Source organism: Planococcus sp. SSTMD024 (assembly GCF_041320495.1).
Classification (GTDB): domain Bacteria; phylum Bacillota; class Bacilli; order Bacillales_A; family Planococcaceae; genus Planococcus.
The window spans coordinates 195,260-211,733 of record NZ_JBGGNS010000022.1 but is presented as its reverse complement, the minus strand read 5'-3'; the positions used below and the strand labels follow the sequence as shown (position 1 = coordinate 211,733).

Sequence of the window (16,474 nt, the reverse complement as noted above, 5' to 3'; positions counted from 1 at the left end):
ATCCTCCTCATCTGCATTTTAGGAAAAATGCCGTAATCTTTTTAATAACTTTACAGTGCATAAAAAGTAGAGTCAATAGAATATTGAATATTTTCTGAATTCATTGATTTATCTTTCTTTTTTATTTAATATAATACTTAACTAAAATAACGGGGAGTTGTTAACTTGAACAAGAATTTACAATATCTGAGGGAAAGCGAAGATTTAATTAAAACGGATTTGTTAGCATTAGTGAAGGCCCAGTCTCCTAGTCATAATAAAGAGCTGGTCGATCGCTGCGGGGATAAATTAAAGGAAATATTCCTAAAAAGATTAGGGGACGGGTGGAATTTAGAAACAATTGAAAACGAAACTGCTGGAAATCATCTGCTATTTTCTCAATCCTCCCCTCTAGAAGGGCCGAGAGTTCTGTTCCTCAGCCATTTTGATACGGTCTGGGAAGTAGATGCCATTCCGTTAACCGAAAAAGAAAACAATATTCACGGGCCAGGGATTTTTGATATGAAGGCAGGGCTTTTGTCTTCTATCTGGGCCACTCATTCATTAAAATCCGCCTTAAAGACATTGCCTTTTTCGCCTGTCTTTTTGTTTACATCCGATGAAGAGGTCGGCAGCAAAACCTCCCGGGAGCTTATTGAACAAGTAGCCAAAACCTGCGATGCCGTATTAGTGATGGAGCCGCCTGTGACCGGATCAGGCGCATTGAAGACCGAGAGAAAAGGCGTCGGGAGATATACGTTAAAAGTAAAAGGAATCAGTGCCCATGCCGGAAACCACCATGAAGATGGGGTCAGTGCCATTCATGAACTGGCACAACATATTATTGAGTTAGAAAAGCTGACGAATTACGAAAAAGGCACCACTGTGAATGTCGGGACTATAAAAGGCGGCACCAGCAGCAACGTCGTGTCTGAATATGCTGAAGCTGATATCGACTTCCGTGTTACTTCCTACGAAGAAGCTGACAAAATCATCAAATCACTCGGAAATTTAACCGCTTATCATCCTGGTGCACAAGTTTCCATCGAAGGCGAATTAAACCGTCCGCCACTTGAGAAAAACGATAACAACAGACAGCTTTATACTAAAGCGGTTAAAGCGGGGGAACGGGTAGGGATTGAAATTTCTGAAGCAAAAGCCGGTGGCGGCAGTGATGGAAATTTCACATCAGCGCTTGGCATACCAACACTTGATGGACTCGGCATACCCGGAGACGGCCCTCACGCCATTCATGAACACATTCAATTCGATCGCTTTACAGAACGTTGCGCACTTATAGCAGAACTTTGCCTCGAAATTGGAAAGAAAGAAAATGAAGCAATTCAAGCAACCGATGAAGGAAGTTTTTCATAATCACTACTCTCTATAAGATTTGCTAATAAAAAAACCGAAATGTCCGCTTTTTACAGCGAGAACATTTCGGTTTTTTTCGTTGGTTTACACTTTTCAATGGAATTCATTCACTGATGAACAGGAAAACCTGCTTGTCTTCCCGCCCCGCTTCACCGGCGAAACGGTCTGTGTAATCAAGCCATTTGGCGCGTTCCCGGCGGGCTTCGATTTTATCGCCGAGCTCCGCTTCGATTTGTTGCATCATGGCGGAAACTTCCTTGAACGAGCGGTTGAAGCGGTAGGCCGCCTGTTCGAACGGCGAATGCAGCACCAGCAAACGGCGAAATTCCTCTACGGTATCCGCTTGTTCCGCCAGCGCGTCTTCCAGCTCTATGATGAAGCGGTATAATTGCCGCTGCTCCTCACCCAGTTTCGCCACTTCGCTTTTCAGCAAATAGGCAATCATGCCGTCATTCATTGCCCACGCCTCCTTTATGGTGTTACCAGCTTGATTTTTTGACGCCGGGAATCTGCCCTTTATGTGCAAGGTCGCGGAATGCGATGCGGGACATGCCGAATTTGCGCATGAAGCCGCGCGGGCGCCCGGTCACTTCGCAACGGTTCTTCAAACGGGTCGGCGAAGAATCTTTCGGCAGTTTCGCCAATGCTTCGTGATCGCCTTGCGCTTTCAGTTCTTTGCGGAGTTCCGCATAACGCGCCACCATTTCACGTTGTTTTTTATCGCGTGCTACTTTTGATTTTTTGGCCATCGATAGGCTCCTCTCTATTATGCAATAATTTTCGTTAGATTACTTTGTTTCGCGGTGCAAAGTCACTTTTTTCAAACGTGGGCAATATTTCTTCAATTCGATGCGTTCCGGGTTGTTGCGCTTGTTTTTGGTCGTCGAGTAATTGCGGTCGCCCGTTTCTGTGCAGGCCAGTGTAATATTCACTCTCATATTCGTTCCTCCTTTTTAATGGGTCATGGCTGTTTGCGGCAGCGGATCATTAAACCCGCTCCAGTCTTCCGCCACCTCTTGTTGTGTCAGCAAGCAGCTATCCAAGGATTGGATGATGTCTTGTTGGTCCATCTTGATGCCGATCAACACCAGCTCGGTCATTTTCACACCGTATGCCTCGTCCCCATGCGCCTGCTGTCTCAAGGCTTGCAGATGGTCCTGCCTGGGACAATAAAGTCGCAAACGAATCGCGCGTAGCGATGCGCAAAAATCCTTTGGCGCGGACAATTTCCACCGGCCAGTCCATGATCCAGTCAAACAAGCGCTCCGGATGGAACGGGGTTTCACTGCGGTAAACGAATGAAGCGATGCCGTATTCTTCCGTTTCCGGCACATGTTCTTCGTTGAGTTCTTTGATCCAGCCGGCGCCTTGGCTCGCTTTGTCCAAATCAAACCGTCCGGTATCGAGCACTTCGCCGAGTGCCACTTGCGAGCGCTCGGTACGGAGAATATTCGCAGACGGATTCAAGGCCCGCAGAACGCCGTGAAGCTCATCCGCTTTGTGATCCGTAAGCTGGTCGGTTTTGTTCAACAGGATCACATCCGCAAATTCGATCTGGTCGATGAGCAAATCGGAAATTTCCCGCTCATCGGATTCCGTCGCGCCTTCTTTCCGGTCGAGCAAAGTTTCGCCGGACGCGAAATCACGCCAGAAGCCGTGGCCGTCGACGACCGTCACCATCGTATCGAGCCGGCACAGAGCGGACAGGTCCACGCCGAGCGCGTCGTCCATATAGCTGAAGGTCTGTGCGACCGGAACCGGCTCGCTGATGCCGGACGATTCGATGACGATGTAATCGATATCCCCCTCGCTCACCAACTTTTCGACTTCTACGATCAAGTCTTCGCGCAACGTGCAGCAAATGCAGCCATTTTGCATTTCGACCAGTTTTTCTTCCGTGCGGGAAAAGCCGCCGTTTTGAACGAGTGCGCTGTCGATATTTACTTCGCTCATGTCGTTGACGATGACGGCGACTTTCAAGCCTTCGCGATTCGTTAAGATATGATTCAATAGCGTCGTCTTGCCCGCGCCCAGGTATCCGCTCAATACGGTAATGGGAATGCGCTTATCCATATTATCTAACTCCCTTATCATTTCACTCAACAAATCGTAACGATTACGTTTTATATAATAAAGCCCTTTGATCATTTGTGCAAGTATTTTTTCAGCACATTTTTTCGTTGTCCAGGCTATGCCTTTTGTTTTTGTTTCCCGAACCCCCTTGTCATTTACCATCCAGGCATGTATGCTGTATTGAATAAATCGTAATTATTACTATTTGAAAATTAAAGTTGGGAGAGAAACGCTCATGCATACATGGATCATTATTGGCGGCGGCATCCAAGGAATGACGCTGGCCACTTTTTTACGGAAGCAAAAAGGCGTGATGCCTGAAGAGATGGCGATCATCGATCCTCACAAAGAACCGCTGTCCGATTGGAAACGCTGCACACAAGCCATTTCCATGCCTTTTTTGCGCTCGCCGTTTGTCCATCATCTTGATGTGGATCCCTTCTCTTTGAGTAACCATGCTAAAGACAGCTCTTATAGCGAAGATGCGTCGTTTCTCGGAAGATTCAAGCGGCCATCTTTGCTGCTGTTCCATGAACATTGCGAGCATTTAATGCGCGAACAGGAAATTCGCCGCAGCTGGATCAAAGGCCGCGTAAAATCCGTCGAGCGCTCAGAAACCGGCTGGAAAGTTCAACTAACATGTGGGAGACAAGTTTCCAGCATCAATATCGTCCTTGCAATCGGCGCCGGTGAGCAATTGCACTGGCCTGAATGGGCCCAGCAATTACGGGCGGAATCCCCTGGTTCGATCTTTCATGTCTTCGACCGGGAACTGCCGGAGTTCGATGCTTCACAAGCGCCATTTACGATTATTGGCGGCGGCATTACGGCGGTTCATTTGACCTTGAAGCTCCATAAGCTGTTTCCGGGACAAGTGACACTGTTGAAGCGCCATCCGTTCCGCGTGCACGATTTCGATAGCGACCCCGGCTGGCTTGGCCCGAAATACCAACAGGCTTTCCATAAAACACGCTCGTATGTGCGCCGACGTGAAATGATTGTGCATGCCCGCCGAAAAGGCTCGATTCCCCGGGACTTGAATGCAAAACTGCGCAAACAGCTCCGCCAGTTTCCGGAACTGGTCGTTGATGGGCATGTCCATAAAGCCATCCGTAAGCAAGACGTCACGTCACTAGTCGATGAACAGGGCGCCCTGATCCATCAAACTGGCACCGTCATTCTGGCGACTGGATTTCAACCGCAGCTGCCCGGGCGCGAATGGCTGTCGCCTATTATCGAAGAACAGCGATTGAAATGTGCTGAATGCGGCTATCCCGTTGTCACGCATACGTTGCAATGGGGCCCTGGTCTATATGTCATGGGGCCGCTTGCAGAACTGGAAGTCGGGCCGATTGCGCGCAATATTTCCGGCGCACGCGAAGCCGCTTCGCGCATCGTCCAAGCACAGTAAAAGCCCTGCCAATATGGCAGGGCTTTTGCTTCGTTCCAAACTTTTCATTTTTTGTGTCCGCCGATCAGCTTCGTGCGGTCAATCGCCGTGCCCGCCTCCGTTCCGGAAACGCCCCGGTAAATCGCGGTCGGCCCGTGCTTGCGCTTGATCGCATCCATCGCCGCGCCAAGGCGCCGCCTTTGCCATTTATCCGCTTCGAACAAACTCAGTTGCATCGAGGTCTCGTCTTCTAAATTAGTGATGGACAGCGAGATTTGCCGGACGGGCTGGCCGGTGTAGAATTCGCGGAACAATTCCTTGCACACAGCGTAGATCTTCAAGGTATCGTTGGTCGCTTCGTCGATCGAACGCGAACGCGAGAAGCCTCCGCCAAATGAGGTTTTGCTGTAGCTCATGCCAAGATGGATCGTGCGCCCGGCCATGCGCGCTTCCCGTGTGCGCATGGCGACGTCTTCGCACATCTCCAGCACAATCGTCAGGATGTCTTCACGCGTTTCATAGTCGCGGTAGAGGATTTGGCCTTTCCCGAAGCTTTTCTGCCCTTCGATGAGCAGCGACCCAAGTTCCGAATAGTCAATGCCGCGCGCGTGCTGGTGCAGCTGATGGCCCATGATGCCAAAGCGGTCTTCCAGCCGTTTGATGTCCGCCCGCGCCAAATCGCCGACTGTGAAGATTCCCATATTGTTAAGGTTGCGCTCCATCTTGCTGCCGATGCCCCACATTTTGCTGAGCGGGGAAACCGGCCATAATTTTCTCGGCACGTCTTTCATTGTCCAATGCGCGAGCCCTTTTTTCTTGCCTTCAAGATCGAGTGCGAGCTTGGCCAGCAGCATATTCGGCCCGATGCCGACTGCGGACGGCAAGCCGAATTGGCGCATGATCGAATCCTGCATGTCGACCGCGGCTTTTTCCGGCGTGCCGTACAAATGGATGATGCCGGTCAAATCGATGAAACTCTCATCCACGCTGTAGACATGGATGTCTTCTTTTGGCACGTACTGGGCGAACAGCTCCGTGATCGCCATCGAGATCTCCAAGTAAAACTGCATCCTCGGTTCAATGAGCAGGATATCCGGATGGTCCGGAATTTCAAATAGCCGCGTGCCGGTTCTGACGCCAAAGCGTTTTTTCATTTCCGGAGAGGCCGCGAGCACGACGCTGCCTTTTCGCTCCTGGTTCCCGACGATGGCAATGCATGCTTCCATCGGGTCGAGGCCGCGCTCGACCGCTGAGCAGCTGGCGTAAAAGCTGCGCATGTCGATACAGGCGATATAGCGGGGCTTTCCTGTTTGATTTCCCATGTCGCCACTCCCATATAGAACATTTGTTCTTATTTTAATGGAAAAGATAAAAAGCGGCAAGAGGCAAAAGAAAGGAAATCCAAAAAAGGCAGAATGTTTTGAACTCCATTTCAATAATCTGTAAACTAAAAGGGCAAGATTCAAGCATTAATCTGAAGGAGGAATGGCATAATGGCAAGATTGGAAGGAAAAGTGGCCGTCATCACAGGAGGCGCTGGCGGCATCGGCAAAGTGACGGCGAAGCGTTTTTTGGAAGAAGGGGCGAAAATCGTCCTCGTCGATATTTCTGAACAGGCACTCCAGGAAACGAAGCAGGAACTCGGCGGCGAAGTTGAAATTGTCCAAGCGGATGTTTCCAAAGAAGCAGACGTCAAAAACTATGTCGACAAAGCGGTCGAAGCGTTCGGCAAGATCGACGTGTTTTTCAACAACGCGGGCATCGAAGGAAAAGTTGCTCCGCTCACCGAACAAACCGTTGAAGATTTTGACCAAGTCCTCGCCATCAATGTGCGCGGCGTCTTTCTCGGCATGAAGCATGTATTGCCGGTCATGTACAAGCAGGGTTCCGGCAGCGTCGTCAATACGTCTTCAGTCGCAGGGCTCGGCGGTTCGCCGAACGTGATCCCCTACATCACTTCAAAGCATGCGGTTGTCGGTTTGACAAAAGCGGCGGCGGTCGAAAGCGCGCGCCATCAAGTCCGCGTCAATTCGGTCCACCCGTCGCCGGTCAACACGCGCATGATGCGCTCGCTCGAAGAAGGCCTCGGCACCAGCGAAGAAGCTTTGTCGAAAACGATTCCGCTCGGCCGTTACGGCGAATCCGAGGACATCTCCAATCTGGTGCTGTTCCTCGCCTCCGACGAAAGCACGTTCATCTCAGGTGCCCAGTACCGCGTGGACGGCGGCATGGCGGCATTATAGAAAAAGACGGACATCCCCGATTCGGGGATGTCCGTCTTTTATTTATTCCCGGCCCGGCAATTTCAAGTCTTCGACCGTGTTGTGCAAAGTTTGAAAGCCGTCGATGCGGCATTCGACCACATCACCGTCGCGGATGACGACTGCTCCCGGGGTCCCGGTCGAGATGATGTCTCCAGGCAATAGCGTCATCACTTCCGAATGAAACGCTATGAGGTCCCGCGGCCGGAACGTCATATTCGAGACACTGTTTTTCCGCTGGATTTCCCCGTTCTTGACGGTTGCCACCGTCAGTTCAAGTACCGCATCCACTTCGTCGGGAGTCACGAGTTCCGGCCCGAAACTGAAGAAGGTGTCGAAGCTTTTTGCGCGCGTCAAATAGCGCGGATTTTTCTCAAGAATGTCTTCCGCGGTCATATCAATAATGGTCGTGAAGCCCGCCACTACATCAAACGCATCTTCTCTCGAAACGTTTTTACATTCCGTCCCGATAATGATGCCAAGCTCCGCTTCCGCCGTCACCCGGTTTGATTGCTTGGGCAGCTCGATCACATCGCCCGGCCCAATGATTGCCGTATCGGGTTTCATGAAACTTGCCGGTTCGGTGTCGGGCGATACTTCCTTCAAATCTGCGGCATGTTCGGCATAGTTCAGCCCGATGCCCCAAATTTTCCGCGGGTGCCGGTATAGAGGCGCATAATCCGCTTCGGAAAATGGCATAAGCGATGCCTCGAGCGCCCCTTCAGGCATGCGCTCGAATTCCTCCCTCAGCCATCTTTTCAATAGCTCAAGTTCTCCTGTTTCGATCAGCGTAAACAAATCGGTCGGCCAGTTTTCCGCCGTATGTTCGTTGAGTTTGCGCAATGGCAAAAAGCCGCCCTTCATGACCAATGCCGCTTCTTCTGTGCCGTTCCACTGGATTGTCGCGAGGCGCATCACACCTCCCCCTTTCCTTTCTCTTATTTCGGTTTCTTTCACCCGAAACCCTCCCAAAAGACAGAAAAACAGGCCTTCCTTCTAGAGGAAAGCCTGTTAGCAGAATGTTCAATAGGTTTGTACCCAATTACAATTCAAAAAACTATCGCCTGTTCGACTTTTAAAAATCGATGACCTAGCTAAGTATTTGGAGAAGCGTTCGCTCGTAAACCCTTCTGCTCAATAATGCTGCGCATTACTTTCGCAAAGATAATGTCTCCCGTAGGTCGACCTTATCTTTCCAGTGGATCAGCGAGACGACCGAGACCCCGCAAGACGCGAAGCGACTGAGGAGGCTTGGGCGCGAGCCCACGGAAAGCGAGCGATAAGCTTCGGAAAATACGACTTTCTTGAGTTTCTCAAAAGCCTGTTGGTGTCAATCGTTCTCTTTTAATCCATCGATATATTGCTTCGCTTCGATGAGCGAATAGCCGAACGCGACACGCGCCGCTTTCACGGCACGGACTTCCTCCCCTTCGGCAATCAAGCGCCGCAGCTCGCCATTGATTGCAGGTTCCTCTAAACTTACTTCCGCTTCCAATTGTTCAATGCGTTTTGACATATGTTTCATGCGCACCTCCAATGCCTGTATCCGCTGGCTCAGCAATAAATACACCGCCCCGACTGCCCCTATCGAGAGCCCGATTAACCATACCCAATCCATGCCTTCTGCCATTTAGCGTTCCAGCCGATCCAGGAATTTCTCGAGGCGGTCGACGGTCGTCAAGCGGGCATTGCACGCCGCTTCATCTGCACAGATGTACTGGCCGTGCTTGACGTAGCTGTCAATGTTCGCGCCTTTGGTCTTGGCCATGAATAAGCCGACCGAGCTGTGTTTATGGCAAATCATGCAGACGCCCTGCTTGCGGCTCGCGCCGAATTGGCCGCTCACTGCTTGCAGCCGGCCGTTGCGTTCGGCCACCAAAAAGCGGTTGGTGTTTTCCTGCCAGGACAAATACGACAAAGCATGAAAATCCATTGACGGGAGATTTGGCCCTTTCAGCCTTTTTGCTTTTGGAAACAAACGCTTTAAATTGTCGAGGTTGACAGTTGGAAAGGGAATCAAGTAAGGGCGCAGCCCCGCTAGAAACTCTTCCGCAGCGTCAGTGTCTTTTACCGCCGTCAATGGGCGCAATACGTTTTTCTGCTCTTCTGTCAACGCCGGAAACAATCCGAACACTTTTTCATGGCTTAAATGGCGCAACACGCTCAGCACTTCCGCATCGTTCGCCGTCGCATGTGCCGTCACGAGCGCCAAAGCCTGTTCTTTAATGAAATTATATTGATGGTTGCGGATAAACGCTTCAGGCTGTCCTGATACATTTGTCCGATCCGTCGACTCTTTGATGATGGTCATCGCTCTCCATCTCCTTTTCAGGTTCTGGTTATTTTCTCTTTCATCATACTTCATCTAAAAGCTCGTTTCCATTATAGCCCATTTAAAAGCCAACGATCCGGTATGTTTAAGGACCGCTGGCTTTTCAATTAGCTGATATTCTTTTTCAAACGGTAATTGGTGCGATAATTCTGCCACGCTGTAAACACGATAGACAACACTGCGAGAATAAGGAACGTTAAGGAAATGGGCCGTGTTAAAAACAGCGTCCATTCCGGATCGGCCATCACCGCACGTCTCAAGTTCACTTCTGCAATTGGGCCGAGGATAACTCCGATAATCGCTGGAGCCAGTGAAAAATTATACTTGGTGAAGAGGTAGCCGATGAATCCCATAACAATCAAAATATAGAGATCCGTAAACCGGTTATTAAGGACAAACGTCCCGATAACACACAGTACCAGGATTACAGGGACTAAAACCTGCACCGGCACCTGCGTCACTTTCATGAAATAACGCATGCCAAGAAACTGGGTGATCAGCATCCAGAAAGAAGCGACCAGAAAGGCGAAGAAGATTCCCCCGACGATGTTCGGCTCGTTGACAATCAGTAAAGGACCGGGCGTGATGCCATGGACCATCAATGCAGAAAGCAAAACAGCCGTGACGGCTGAACCGGGTATGCCGAGAGCTACCGTCGGAATCAAGTCCCCGCCGACAGTGGAGTTGTTTCCAGCTTCGGAAGCGATGACCCCTTCTTCACAACCTGTACCGAACTTCTCAGGATTTTTTGACCATTTCTTTGCTTGGTCGTAGGCTACGATATTGGCGATGCTCCCGCCAGCGCCTGGGATCGCACCGATGATGGCACCGATTGACGATGAACCGAGAAGCGTCCACGGCTTCTTCAGAACTATCAACATCGTATGGATCGGGCGCAAAACAAATTGAACGTCCTTTAATTTCTCTTCAGCGCGCTTGGCGTCGTCTTTATCCAGTTCCTTGCGCTCAAGTGAAACAAGAAGGCGCGAAATCGCAAACATCCCGATCAGCACAACGAGGAAGGGAATGCCTGCCCGCAAAGTCTGCAAGTCGAAGGAAAAGCGTGATATGCCAGAGATTGGATCTGCCCCGACTGTTGCGATTAATATACCGAACAAGCCCGCAATCAAGCCTTTGATGATGGAATCCCCCGTAACGCTTGCGATGATCGTCAAAGACACGACGATGAGCGAGAACATTTCCCAAGGCCCCATCATCAGTGCAAATTTGGAGATTTGAGGCGCAATCGAGACAAGGAGAATGAAGCTGATGATCGAGCTTAGAAATGACGCCCAAATGCCGATCGATAGCGCCTTGCCCGGCTCCCCTTTTTGCGCCATCGGGTAAGCATCGAAGGTCGTGGCGATTGATGAAGGCGTACCAGGGATTCCAAGCAGCGCTGCCGTAATCAAACCGCCGGACATGCCTCCGACAAAGACGCCGACCATCGCTGCGACACCCGATACAGGGTCCATGCCGAATGTCAGCGGAAGCGTCAGGACAATCGCCATAGCGACCGTAAAGCCCGGGATCAAACCTGCCAGAATCCCAACGATTACTCCCACTAAAATGATTAATAAAATACGCCATTGAAATATTTCAGCAATTCCTAGAATAAACAAGTCCATCATCGAGAAAGACCTCCTTTCTATGTTGGTTTAAAAGAAGATTCCGGAGGGGAATCGGACATTCAGGAAGTTTTCAAAGAAGAAATATGTCCCGAGTGTGACGGCGACAGAAACGATCGTGATGACCATAATATCTTTTTTGGCACGAGACCCGACCAGCAAGCCCGTAAAAATAATGAAGACGATCGTCGAGACGACGAATCCGATAAATTGCATCAGGAAAATGTAAACAAAAAATACCAGCAGCGTCAGGATCACAAGTTTATATTCTTTATAAAAATCACGCACTCTTTCCCCTGCTCCTTGCCGCTCGCCAGTCGATTGGGACTTCATAAGAGCCAGTCCCTGCTTGATGATCAGCAACAGCGACAGCAAAATCAGAAGCCCCGCAATCAGCTTGGGAAAAGAGCCGGCATCGAGATGGACTTCGTTGAGTGCCGGAAAATCATTTGATTGCAGATAAATAACTGCGCCAAGCGCAATCAATGCCACACCTATCAATATCTCACCCATGATGTTGTTCCTCACCTTCTTATTGGATGCACGAAGCCCGGGAGTCTTGATGGACCCCCAGGCTTCCGCTTCAACATCCGTTTAGTCCACTTTCTATTCGAGGTCTTGGACGATTTCGCTAATGATTGCGTCTTGTTCCTCTAGATGGGTGCGGTATTCTTCCGGCCCCATGAAATCGACTTCGGTTCCTACGTTCTGTACAGCTTCGATATAAGCAGGATCATTTGAAGCCTCTTCAAATGCGGCCGCCAATTTTTCAACGATTGCCGGATCTGTTCCTTCCGGTGCCACATAACCGCGGTTGATGCTCATCGTCACATCATAGCCACTTTCCACGAATGTCGGGACGTCAGGCAATCGCTCGATGCGTTCCGATGTACCGATAGCCAGGAACTTCATGTGCCCGGCTTCAACGAATTCATTCGCAGAAGAATAATCGACGATCGCCGCATCGATATGGCCGCCTGCGAGTGCTTGAATCGCTTCACTCAAACCTTCGTAGCCGACGAGGTTGTAATTAATTTCAAGCGCACGGCCAAGTTGCTCTACCCATACGCGCGGGATGCCGGCAACCGTTCCGCCGAAGCGCACTTCATTTTCTTTGCCGTATTCCACGAATTCCTCCAAGGAGTCGATCCCAAGGTCATTCGATACCGCTAAAATCTGGTCAGAGGCGGACATTGAAGCGATCGGTTCAAAGCTGTCATAGTTGATTGGCGTAATATCCGTATGGTGGGCAACCAAGAGCCCTTCATGGACTTGCCCGATGCTATAGCCGTCCGCTTCCCGTTCAGTCAATTCCTCCAAGCCGACGGTACCGCCGACGCCAGGTGAATTGATGACAACGAAGGATTGGTCAAAATGCGTCCCGCCATGTTCAGCGACAAGGCGCCCTTCGATATCGCTTCCTCCACCCGGAGCCCAAGGAATGATCATTTCCACTTCACGCTCGGGGTAATTTTCGACTGCCGCCCCGCTATCTTCTTCACCGCAAGCTACAAGTCCGAATGCAGCTGCTGAAACTCCTGTCGCCAACGCCATTTTTTTCCATGCATTTCGTCTCATATACATTTCTCCTTTTTTAAGAAATTCCTGTCAGCGCGCCATACAACAGCGCCAGTCCGATTACCAAGGCGGGATGCAGTTTCCATTTCTCAAGCATCAAGTAACTGACGACGATGAGCACTGCCGTCTGGATGCCGCCTAGTGCAGCTTCGGATGTGAGAATGAAGTCGAGCGTCATCACACCAATTAGTACGGCGATGACCGGCTTGACGACCTTCGATATATTTTTCACTTCACGTGAATCTTTGTATTTGAAAAGAACTGCCATCAGCGCAATCATCAAGATTAACGACGGGGCAACGGCACCGAACAGGCCGACGATTGCGCCGAGGGCACCTCCCTCAGCATAGCCGATGTAACCGGCCATTTTCGTTGCAATCGGCCCGGGCAAGGAATTGCCGAGCGCCAGCACTTCACTGAATTCCTGCGTATCCATCCAGCCATACCGGTCGACGACTTCCTTTTCAACGAGCGGGATCGATGCCGGCCCGCCGCCATAACCGATGATGCCTGGAATGAAAAACGCCAGGAATATCTGCCAGTAAATCATTTTCTGCTCACCGTCCTTTTAATGAATGGCACGAGAACCAGAAGAATCAAGGCGGCAATCAGGAAAGCCGGATGCAGCCCAAGCACTTCAAGAAGAACAATCGATACAACGATCAACAGGATTGCCCGGCTCCACCCCAGCGCTTTTTCGGATTGCTGGACGAAATTCCAGGTCAGGACGCCAAGCATAACGGCCACAACCGGAACGACCGCATTTGACATATTCGCTACCCATGGCACATCTTTATAATTTTGCAGGATGCCAAGAAGCAGGATCATCAAGATGACGGTAGGGATGACGGAGGCGGCAAGGGCGATCAAACAGCCACGCAGCCCTGCCACACGATAACCGATATAACCGGCGAGTTTGGTCGCAATCGGCCCAGGCATTGTGTTGGCGAGGGCAATCGTATCGCCGTAATCTTCATCCGTCATCCAGCCGTAGCGTTCCACCACGTCACGCTGCAGGATCGGAATGACCGCCGGACCGCCGCCGAACCCGAGCATGCCTGCGCGAAAGAACGCCATCGTCAGGTCGAGCGATTTGACGCCTTGTTCTTTTACCAAACAGCAATCGCCCCGTCTGTCCGGGATTCGGTGCCTCCTGCAAGCACGCCTGTTTCGGGATTGCGCCAGATGATCTGGCCGCGCCCGAAACTTCCTGAATCAGCCATCACTTCCACTTGATGCCCTCTTTGCTGCAATTGCTGCGCCAGGTAATTCGGAAATTCCGCTTCCACGGTCACTTTCTTGCCGCCCATCCATTGCCAGCGCGGCATATCGAGTGCCGCTTGCGGATTGAGGAGGTAATCGAGCGTATTCACCACTACTTGGAAATGGCCTTGTGGCTGCATATAGCCGCCCATGACGCCGAATGGCCCGACCGCTTCTCCCGCCTTCGTCAAAAAACCGGGGATGATCGTATGGAAGGTGCGCTTGCCGGGTTTCAAGGCATTCGGATGGTTTTCATCAAGTGAGAAATCCGCCCCGCGGTTCTGCAGGCCGATGCCTGTGCCCGGGATGACGATGCCCGATCCGAAGCCCATGTAATTGCTTTGGATGTACGAAATCATATTGCCTTCTTCGTCGGCGGCGGCGAGATAGACCGTACCGCCTCTTGGAAGCTCGTACGCGACAGGGTCGATGGCTTCAGCGCCGATTTCCTTCGCGCGGCTCGCGGCATAATCGTCGGATAATAAATGTTCAGCCGTCACCGGCATATCCGTTTGTTCGGTGATGAATGCCTGGCCGTCTGTATACGCCAGTTTCATCGATTCGATTTGCTGGTGCAGCGTGTTGGCGCTTTGCCACGCCGGCTCGTCCTGCTGCTTGAAAATATTGAGCGCCATTTGCGCGACCATGCCCTGGCCGTTCGGCGGGATCTCCCATACTTCATGCCCTTTATAACTCGTCGAGATCGGCTTGACCCATTCCGCTTTGTATGTAGCTAGGTCTTGTTTTTTCAGGAAACCGCCGTGTTCAGTCATGAAGCTGTCGATTTTCTCGGCCAGCTCGCCTTCGTAAAAGGCTTTCGCATCGCTGTCGCCGATTTTACGGAGCGTGTCGGCATGGCCAGGTGATTTCCACATTTCGCCGATTTCCGGCGCACGGCCGTCCGGTGCGAAAGTGTCGAACCAGGCTTCGAATTCTTTATCGGTAAAAGTCTTCTTGAAATTATCGTATGCCTTTTTCCAGAACTTCCCGAGGATCGGCGTCAGCGGATAGCCTTCTTCCGCGTAGCGGATCGCAGGTTCCAATGTTTCCGCAAGCGATAATTTGCCAAAGCGTTTCGACAGCTCCGCCCATGCCGCCGGGACGCCAGGGACCGTAATTGGCACCAATCCGTGTGTCGGCATCTTGTCGTGCCCTTTCGCCTTCACCGCTTCGATCGTGAGTTCCTGAGGGGATGGCCCGGAAGCATTCAGGCCGTGCAGCTCGCCTTTTACCCAAACCAGGGCGAAGGCATCTCCCCCGATGCCATTTGATGTCGGTTCCACAACCGTTAAGGTCGCAGCGGTCGCAATTGCAGCATCAATGGCGTTGCCGCCTTTTTTCAAGATCTCAAGCCCAGTCTGTGCAGCAAGCGGCTGCGATGTCGCCACCATGCCTTTTTTGCCGAAGACTGTATGGCGTTTCCCTGAGAAGGGATGATTCGTATAATCCATGTCATTTCCTCCTATATACTTTCATCCGGTTGAATAAGTTATCACCTTTCCGAATAAAGATGTCATTTTTGTATTATTCAAATTTTACAAAAATATCTTTGATAAGTAAAATTAAATATATTTAATGGTATGATTAAAAAAACTCATTGAGGTGAAATTATGGATCATAAACTTGAAATCTTCGTGACCACAGCAGAGCAGAAAAGTTTCACGCGCGCAGCCGAGCTGCTTCACATGACGCCTTCCGCCATTTCTTTGAGCATCAAGGTACTCGAGAAAAAGCTCGGCGTTCGGCTGTTCGACCGCAACAATAAATACGTCCAATTAACGGAAGCCGGGCAAGTGAGTTACGCACAGGCTAAAGAGATCCTTCTAAAATACGACCAATTGAAAATCGCCCTGTTGGAACTCGAACCGTCCGCGGCCATGCCATTGTCAATCGGGGCGGCCTATACGTTCGGCGAATACTTTCTGCCAGGCATCATCTATGCATTCAACAAACGCCACCCGAACATCACGCCAACCATTACAATCCACAACTCCAAAGCCATCATCGAGCACACCCATAAGCAGGAACTCGATATCGGCTTTATCGTCGAAGGCGACATCGGCAATCCGGATATCGACATCGAATTGTTTACGGAAGAAGAAATGGTCATCATCGCCCGCCCCAACCATCCGATTATCCGCAACTCACAAGTCGACCGCCGCTTGCTTGAAGCAGAAACTTGGATTATCCGCGAACCCGGTTCCGGCACGCGCGATGTGACCGATAAGCTGTTCGCTCAGCTTGGCATTGCACCGAAAAAAGTGATGAGCTTCGGCAGCTCCCAGACGATCAAGGAATCGGTCGCACTCGGCCTTGGCATCTCCTATCTTTCCGAATCCACCGTCAAAAGCGAGACGAATAGCGGAACCATTGGCGCGATCAGCCTGACCGATTTCCCGAACAAAAGCCGTTTTCATTACATCACCCACCGCTCGAGCTTCCATACCCAAGCTGCCCAATTGTTTTTGGACTTTCTTGACTCCTATGTCATGGATGAAAAAGTCTCGGTGCATACGAAGAAGCGTTTGGCGGACAAATAACGCTTCCGTTTTCCACAATGAAAAATGGCAAGAGGCTGCATGCCTCTTGCCATTTT

General features: G+C 50.8%; 17 protein-coding genes and 1 pseudogene. 4 read left to right on the top strand and 14 right to left on the bottom strand.

Going from position 1 to position 16,474, the window contains the following annotated elements; all coding sequences use genetic code 11:
- Window positions 1-165 precede the first annotated feature (165 nt).
- On the top strand, window positions 166-1,353 hold the full coding sequence (locus AB9R92_RS09890; RefSeq protein WP_370669285.1) for a M20 family metallopeptidase: 1,188 nt from the start codon (window positions 166-168) through the stop codon (window positions 1,351-1,353).
- Between the two features lie 103 nt (window positions 1,354-1,456).
- Here AB9R92_RS09890 and AB9R92_RS09885 read toward each other — a convergent pair whose 3' ends face one another.
- The 4 genes and pseudogenes from AB9R92_RS09885 to AB9R92_RS09870 all read right to left on the bottom strand — a co-directional run bounded on the left by AB9R92_RS09885 (window position 1,457) and on the right by AB9R92_RS09870 (window position 3,426).
- A complete protein-coding gene (locus tag AB9R92_RS09885) occupies window positions 1,457-1,810 on the bottom strand; it encodes a hypothetical protein (RefSeq protein ID WP_370669284.1) in 354 nt (117 codons plus the stop codon).
- A gap of 22 nt (window positions 1,811-1,832) precedes the next feature.
- A complete protein-coding gene (gene rpsN, locus AB9R92_RS09880) occupies window positions 1,833-2,102 on the bottom strand; it encodes a 30S ribosomal protein S14 (RefSeq protein WP_068487709.1) in 270 nt (89 codons plus the stop codon).
- 39 nt (window positions 2,103-2,141) lie between these two features.
- On the bottom strand, window positions 2,142-2,291 hold the full coding sequence (gene rpmG / locus AB9R92_RS09875; protein ID WP_058382433.1) for a 50S ribosomal protein L33: 150 nt from the start codon (window positions 2,289-2,291) through the stop codon (window positions 2,142-2,144).
- Window positions 2,292-2,306: 15 nt separating this feature from the next.
- Window positions 2,307-3,426: pseudogene (locus AB9R92_RS09870) on the bottom strand (GTP-binding protein).
- A 235-nt stretch (window positions 3,427-3,661) separates the two neighbouring features.
- Here AB9R92_RS09870 and AB9R92_RS09865 point away from each other — a divergent pair.
- Window positions 3,662-4,837: an FAD-dependent oxidoreductase gene (locus AB9R92_RS09865; protein ID WP_370669283.1), complete on the top strand. Its 1,176-nt coding sequence runs from the start codon at window positions 3,662-3,664 to the stop codon at window positions 4,835-4,837.
- A gap of 44 nt (window positions 4,838-4,881) precedes the next feature.
- Here AB9R92_RS09865 and AB9R92_RS09860 read toward each other — a convergent pair whose 3' ends face one another.
- Window positions 4,882-6,138, bottom strand: a complete 1,257-nt coding sequence (locus AB9R92_RS09860; RefSeq protein ID WP_370669282.1) for a Y-family DNA polymerase — start codon at window positions 6,136-6,138, stop codon at window positions 4,882-4,884.
- A 171-nt stretch (window positions 6,139-6,309) separates the two neighbouring features.
- On the opposite strand from AB9R92_RS09860, the gene AB9R92_RS09855 reads away from it, so the two are divergent.
- Window positions 6,310-7,059 carry an SDR family NAD(P)-dependent oxidoreductase gene (locus AB9R92_RS09855; protein WP_370669281.1) on the top strand — a complete coding sequence of 250 codons (750 nt, stop codon included), beginning with the start codon at window positions 6,310-6,312 and terminating at the stop codon, window positions 7,057-7,059.
- Window positions 7,060-7,101: 42 nt separating this feature from the next.
- On the opposite strand, the gene AB9R92_RS09850 is transcribed toward AB9R92_RS09855, so the two are convergent.
- The 9 genes from AB9R92_RS09850 to AB9R92_RS09810 form a co-directional block, all read right to left on the bottom strand.
- Window positions 7,102-7,992 carry a fumarylacetoacetate hydrolase family protein gene (locus AB9R92_RS09850; protein WP_370669280.1) on the bottom strand — a complete coding sequence of 297 codons (891 nt, stop codon included), beginning with the start codon at window positions 7,990-7,992 and terminating at the stop codon, window positions 7,102-7,104.
- 415 nt (window positions 7,993-8,407) lie between these two features.
- Window positions 8,408-8,707, bottom strand: coding sequence for a hypothetical protein (locus tag AB9R92_RS09845; protein ID WP_370669279.1), 300 nt, complete (start codon window positions 8,705-8,707; stop codon window positions 8,408-8,410).
- Window positions 8,708-9,388 (bottom strand): FusB/FusC family EF-G-binding protein, encoded by a 681-nt coding sequence (locus AB9R92_RS09840; RefSeq protein ID WP_370669278.1) that lies wholly within the window; start codon window positions 9,386-9,388, stop codon window positions 8,708-8,710.
- A 128-nt stretch (window positions 9,389-9,516) separates the two neighbouring features.
- Entirely contained in the window at window positions 9,517-11,040 is a 1,524-nt protein-coding gene (locus AB9R92_RS09835) for a tripartite tricarboxylate transporter permease (protein WP_370669277.1), read from the bottom strand.
- A gap of 27 nt (window positions 11,041-11,067) precedes the next feature.
- The gene (locus AB9R92_RS09830; RefSeq protein ID WP_370669276.1) at window positions 11,068-11,550 is read right to left on the bottom strand and encodes a tripartite tricarboxylate transporter TctB family protein; all 483 of its coding nucleotides are present in this window, start codon (window positions 11,548-11,550) and stop codon (window positions 11,068-11,070) included.
- A gap of 93 nt (window positions 11,551-11,643) precedes the next feature.
- Window positions 11,644-12,615: a Bug family tripartite tricarboxylate transporter substrate binding protein gene (locus tag AB9R92_RS09825; RefSeq protein WP_157824188.1), complete on the bottom strand. Its 972-nt coding sequence runs from the start codon at window positions 12,613-12,615 to the stop codon at window positions 11,644-11,646.
- 16 nt (window positions 12,616-12,631) lie between these two features.
- A complete protein-coding gene (locus AB9R92_RS09820; RefSeq protein WP_101191972.1) occupies window positions 12,632-13,165 on the bottom strand; it encodes a chromate transporter in 534 nt (177 codons plus the stop codon).
- Window positions 13,162-13,692 carry a chromate transporter gene (locus AB9R92_RS09815; RefSeq protein WP_370670088.1) on the bottom strand — a complete coding sequence of 177 codons (531 nt, stop codon included), beginning with the start codon at window positions 13,690-13,692 and terminating at the stop codon, window positions 13,162-13,164. Before AB9R92_RS09815 ends, AB9R92_RS09820 begins: the two co-directional genes overlap by 4 nt.
- A gap of 32 nt (window positions 13,693-13,724) precedes the next feature.
- Window positions 13,725-15,329 (bottom strand): gamma-glutamyltransferase family protein, encoded by a 1,605-nt coding sequence (locus tag AB9R92_RS09810; RefSeq protein WP_101191973.1) that lies wholly within the window; start codon window positions 15,327-15,329, stop codon window positions 13,725-13,727.
- Window positions 15,330-15,488: 159 nt separating this feature from the next.
- Here AB9R92_RS09810 and AB9R92_RS09805 point away from each other — a divergent pair, with 159 nt between their 5' ends.
- Window positions 15,489-16,418 (top strand): LysR family transcriptional regulator, encoded by a 930-nt coding sequence (locus AB9R92_RS09805; protein WP_370669275.1) that lies wholly within the window; start codon window positions 15,489-15,491, stop codon window positions 16,416-16,418.
- Window positions 16,419-16,474: the final 56 nt, after the last annotated feature.

What these genes read in the sequence shown, in the direction of transcription:
- AB9R92_RS09840 (WP_370669278.1), bottom strand. Translation starts at nt 9,388, where the DNA reads ATGACCATCATCAAAGAGTCGACGGATCGGACAAATGTATCAGGACAG.
- AB9R92_RS09805 (WP_370669275.1), top strand. Translation starts at nt 15,489, where the DNA reads ATGGATCATAAACTTGAAATCTTCGTGACCACAGCAGAGCAGAAAAGT.
- AB9R92_RS09835 (WP_370669277.1), bottom strand. Translation starts at nt 11,040, where the DNA reads ATGATGGACTTGTTTATTCTAGGAATTGCTGAAATATTTCAATGGCGT.
- AB9R92_RS09815 (WP_370670088.1), bottom strand. Translation starts at nt 13,692, where the DNA reads ATGGCGTTCTTTCGCGCAGGCATGCTCGGGTTCGGCGGCGGTCCGGCG.
- rpmG (WP_058382433.1), bottom strand. Translation starts at nt 2,291, where the DNA reads ATGAGAGTGAATATTACACTGGCCTGCACAGAAACGGGCGACCGCAAT.
- AB9R92_RS09825 (WP_157824188.1), bottom strand. Translation starts at nt 12,615, where the DNA reads ATGAGACGAAATGCATGGAAAAAAATGGCGTTGGCGACAGGAGTTTCA.
- AB9R92_RS09860 (WP_370669282.1), bottom strand. Translation starts at nt 6,138, where the DNA reads ATGGGAAATCAAACAGGAAAGCCCCGCTATATCGCCTGTATCGACATG.
- AB9R92_RS09820 (WP_101191972.1), bottom strand. Translation starts at nt 13,165, where the DNA reads ATGATTTACTGGCAGATATTCCTGGCGTTTTTCATTCCAGGCATCATC.
- rpsN (WP_068487709.1), bottom strand. Translation starts at nt 2,102, where the DNA reads ATGGCCAAAAAATCAAAAGTAGCACGCGATAAAAAACAACGTGAAATG.
- AB9R92_RS09830 (WP_370669276.1), bottom strand. Translation starts at nt 11,550, where the DNA reads ATGGGTGAGATATTGATAGGTGTGGCATTGATTGCGCTTGGCGCAGTT.
- AB9R92_RS09855 (WP_370669281.1), top strand. Translation starts at nt 6,310, where the DNA reads ATGGCAAGATTGGAAGGAAAAGTGGCCGTCATCACAGGAGGCGCTGGC.
- AB9R92_RS09850 (WP_370669280.1), bottom strand. Translation starts at nt 7,992, where the DNA reads ATGCGCCTCGCGACAATCCAGTGGAACGGCACAGAAGAAGCGGCATTG.
- AB9R92_RS09810 (WP_101191973.1), bottom strand. Translation starts at nt 15,329, where the DNA reads ATGGATTATACGAATCATCCCTTCTCAGGGAAACGCCATACAGTCTTC.
- AB9R92_RS09865 (WP_370669283.1), top strand. Translation starts at nt 3,662, where the DNA reads ATGCATACATGGATCATTATTGGCGGCGGCATCCAAGGAATGACGCTG.
- AB9R92_RS09885 (WP_370669284.1), bottom strand. Translation starts at nt 1,810, where the DNA reads ATGAATGACGGCATGATTGCCTATTTGCTGAAAAGCGAAGTGGCGAAA.
- AB9R92_RS09845 (WP_370669279.1), bottom strand. Translation starts at nt 8,707, where the DNA reads ATGGCAGAAGGCATGGATTGGGTATGGTTAATCGGGCTCTCGATAGGG.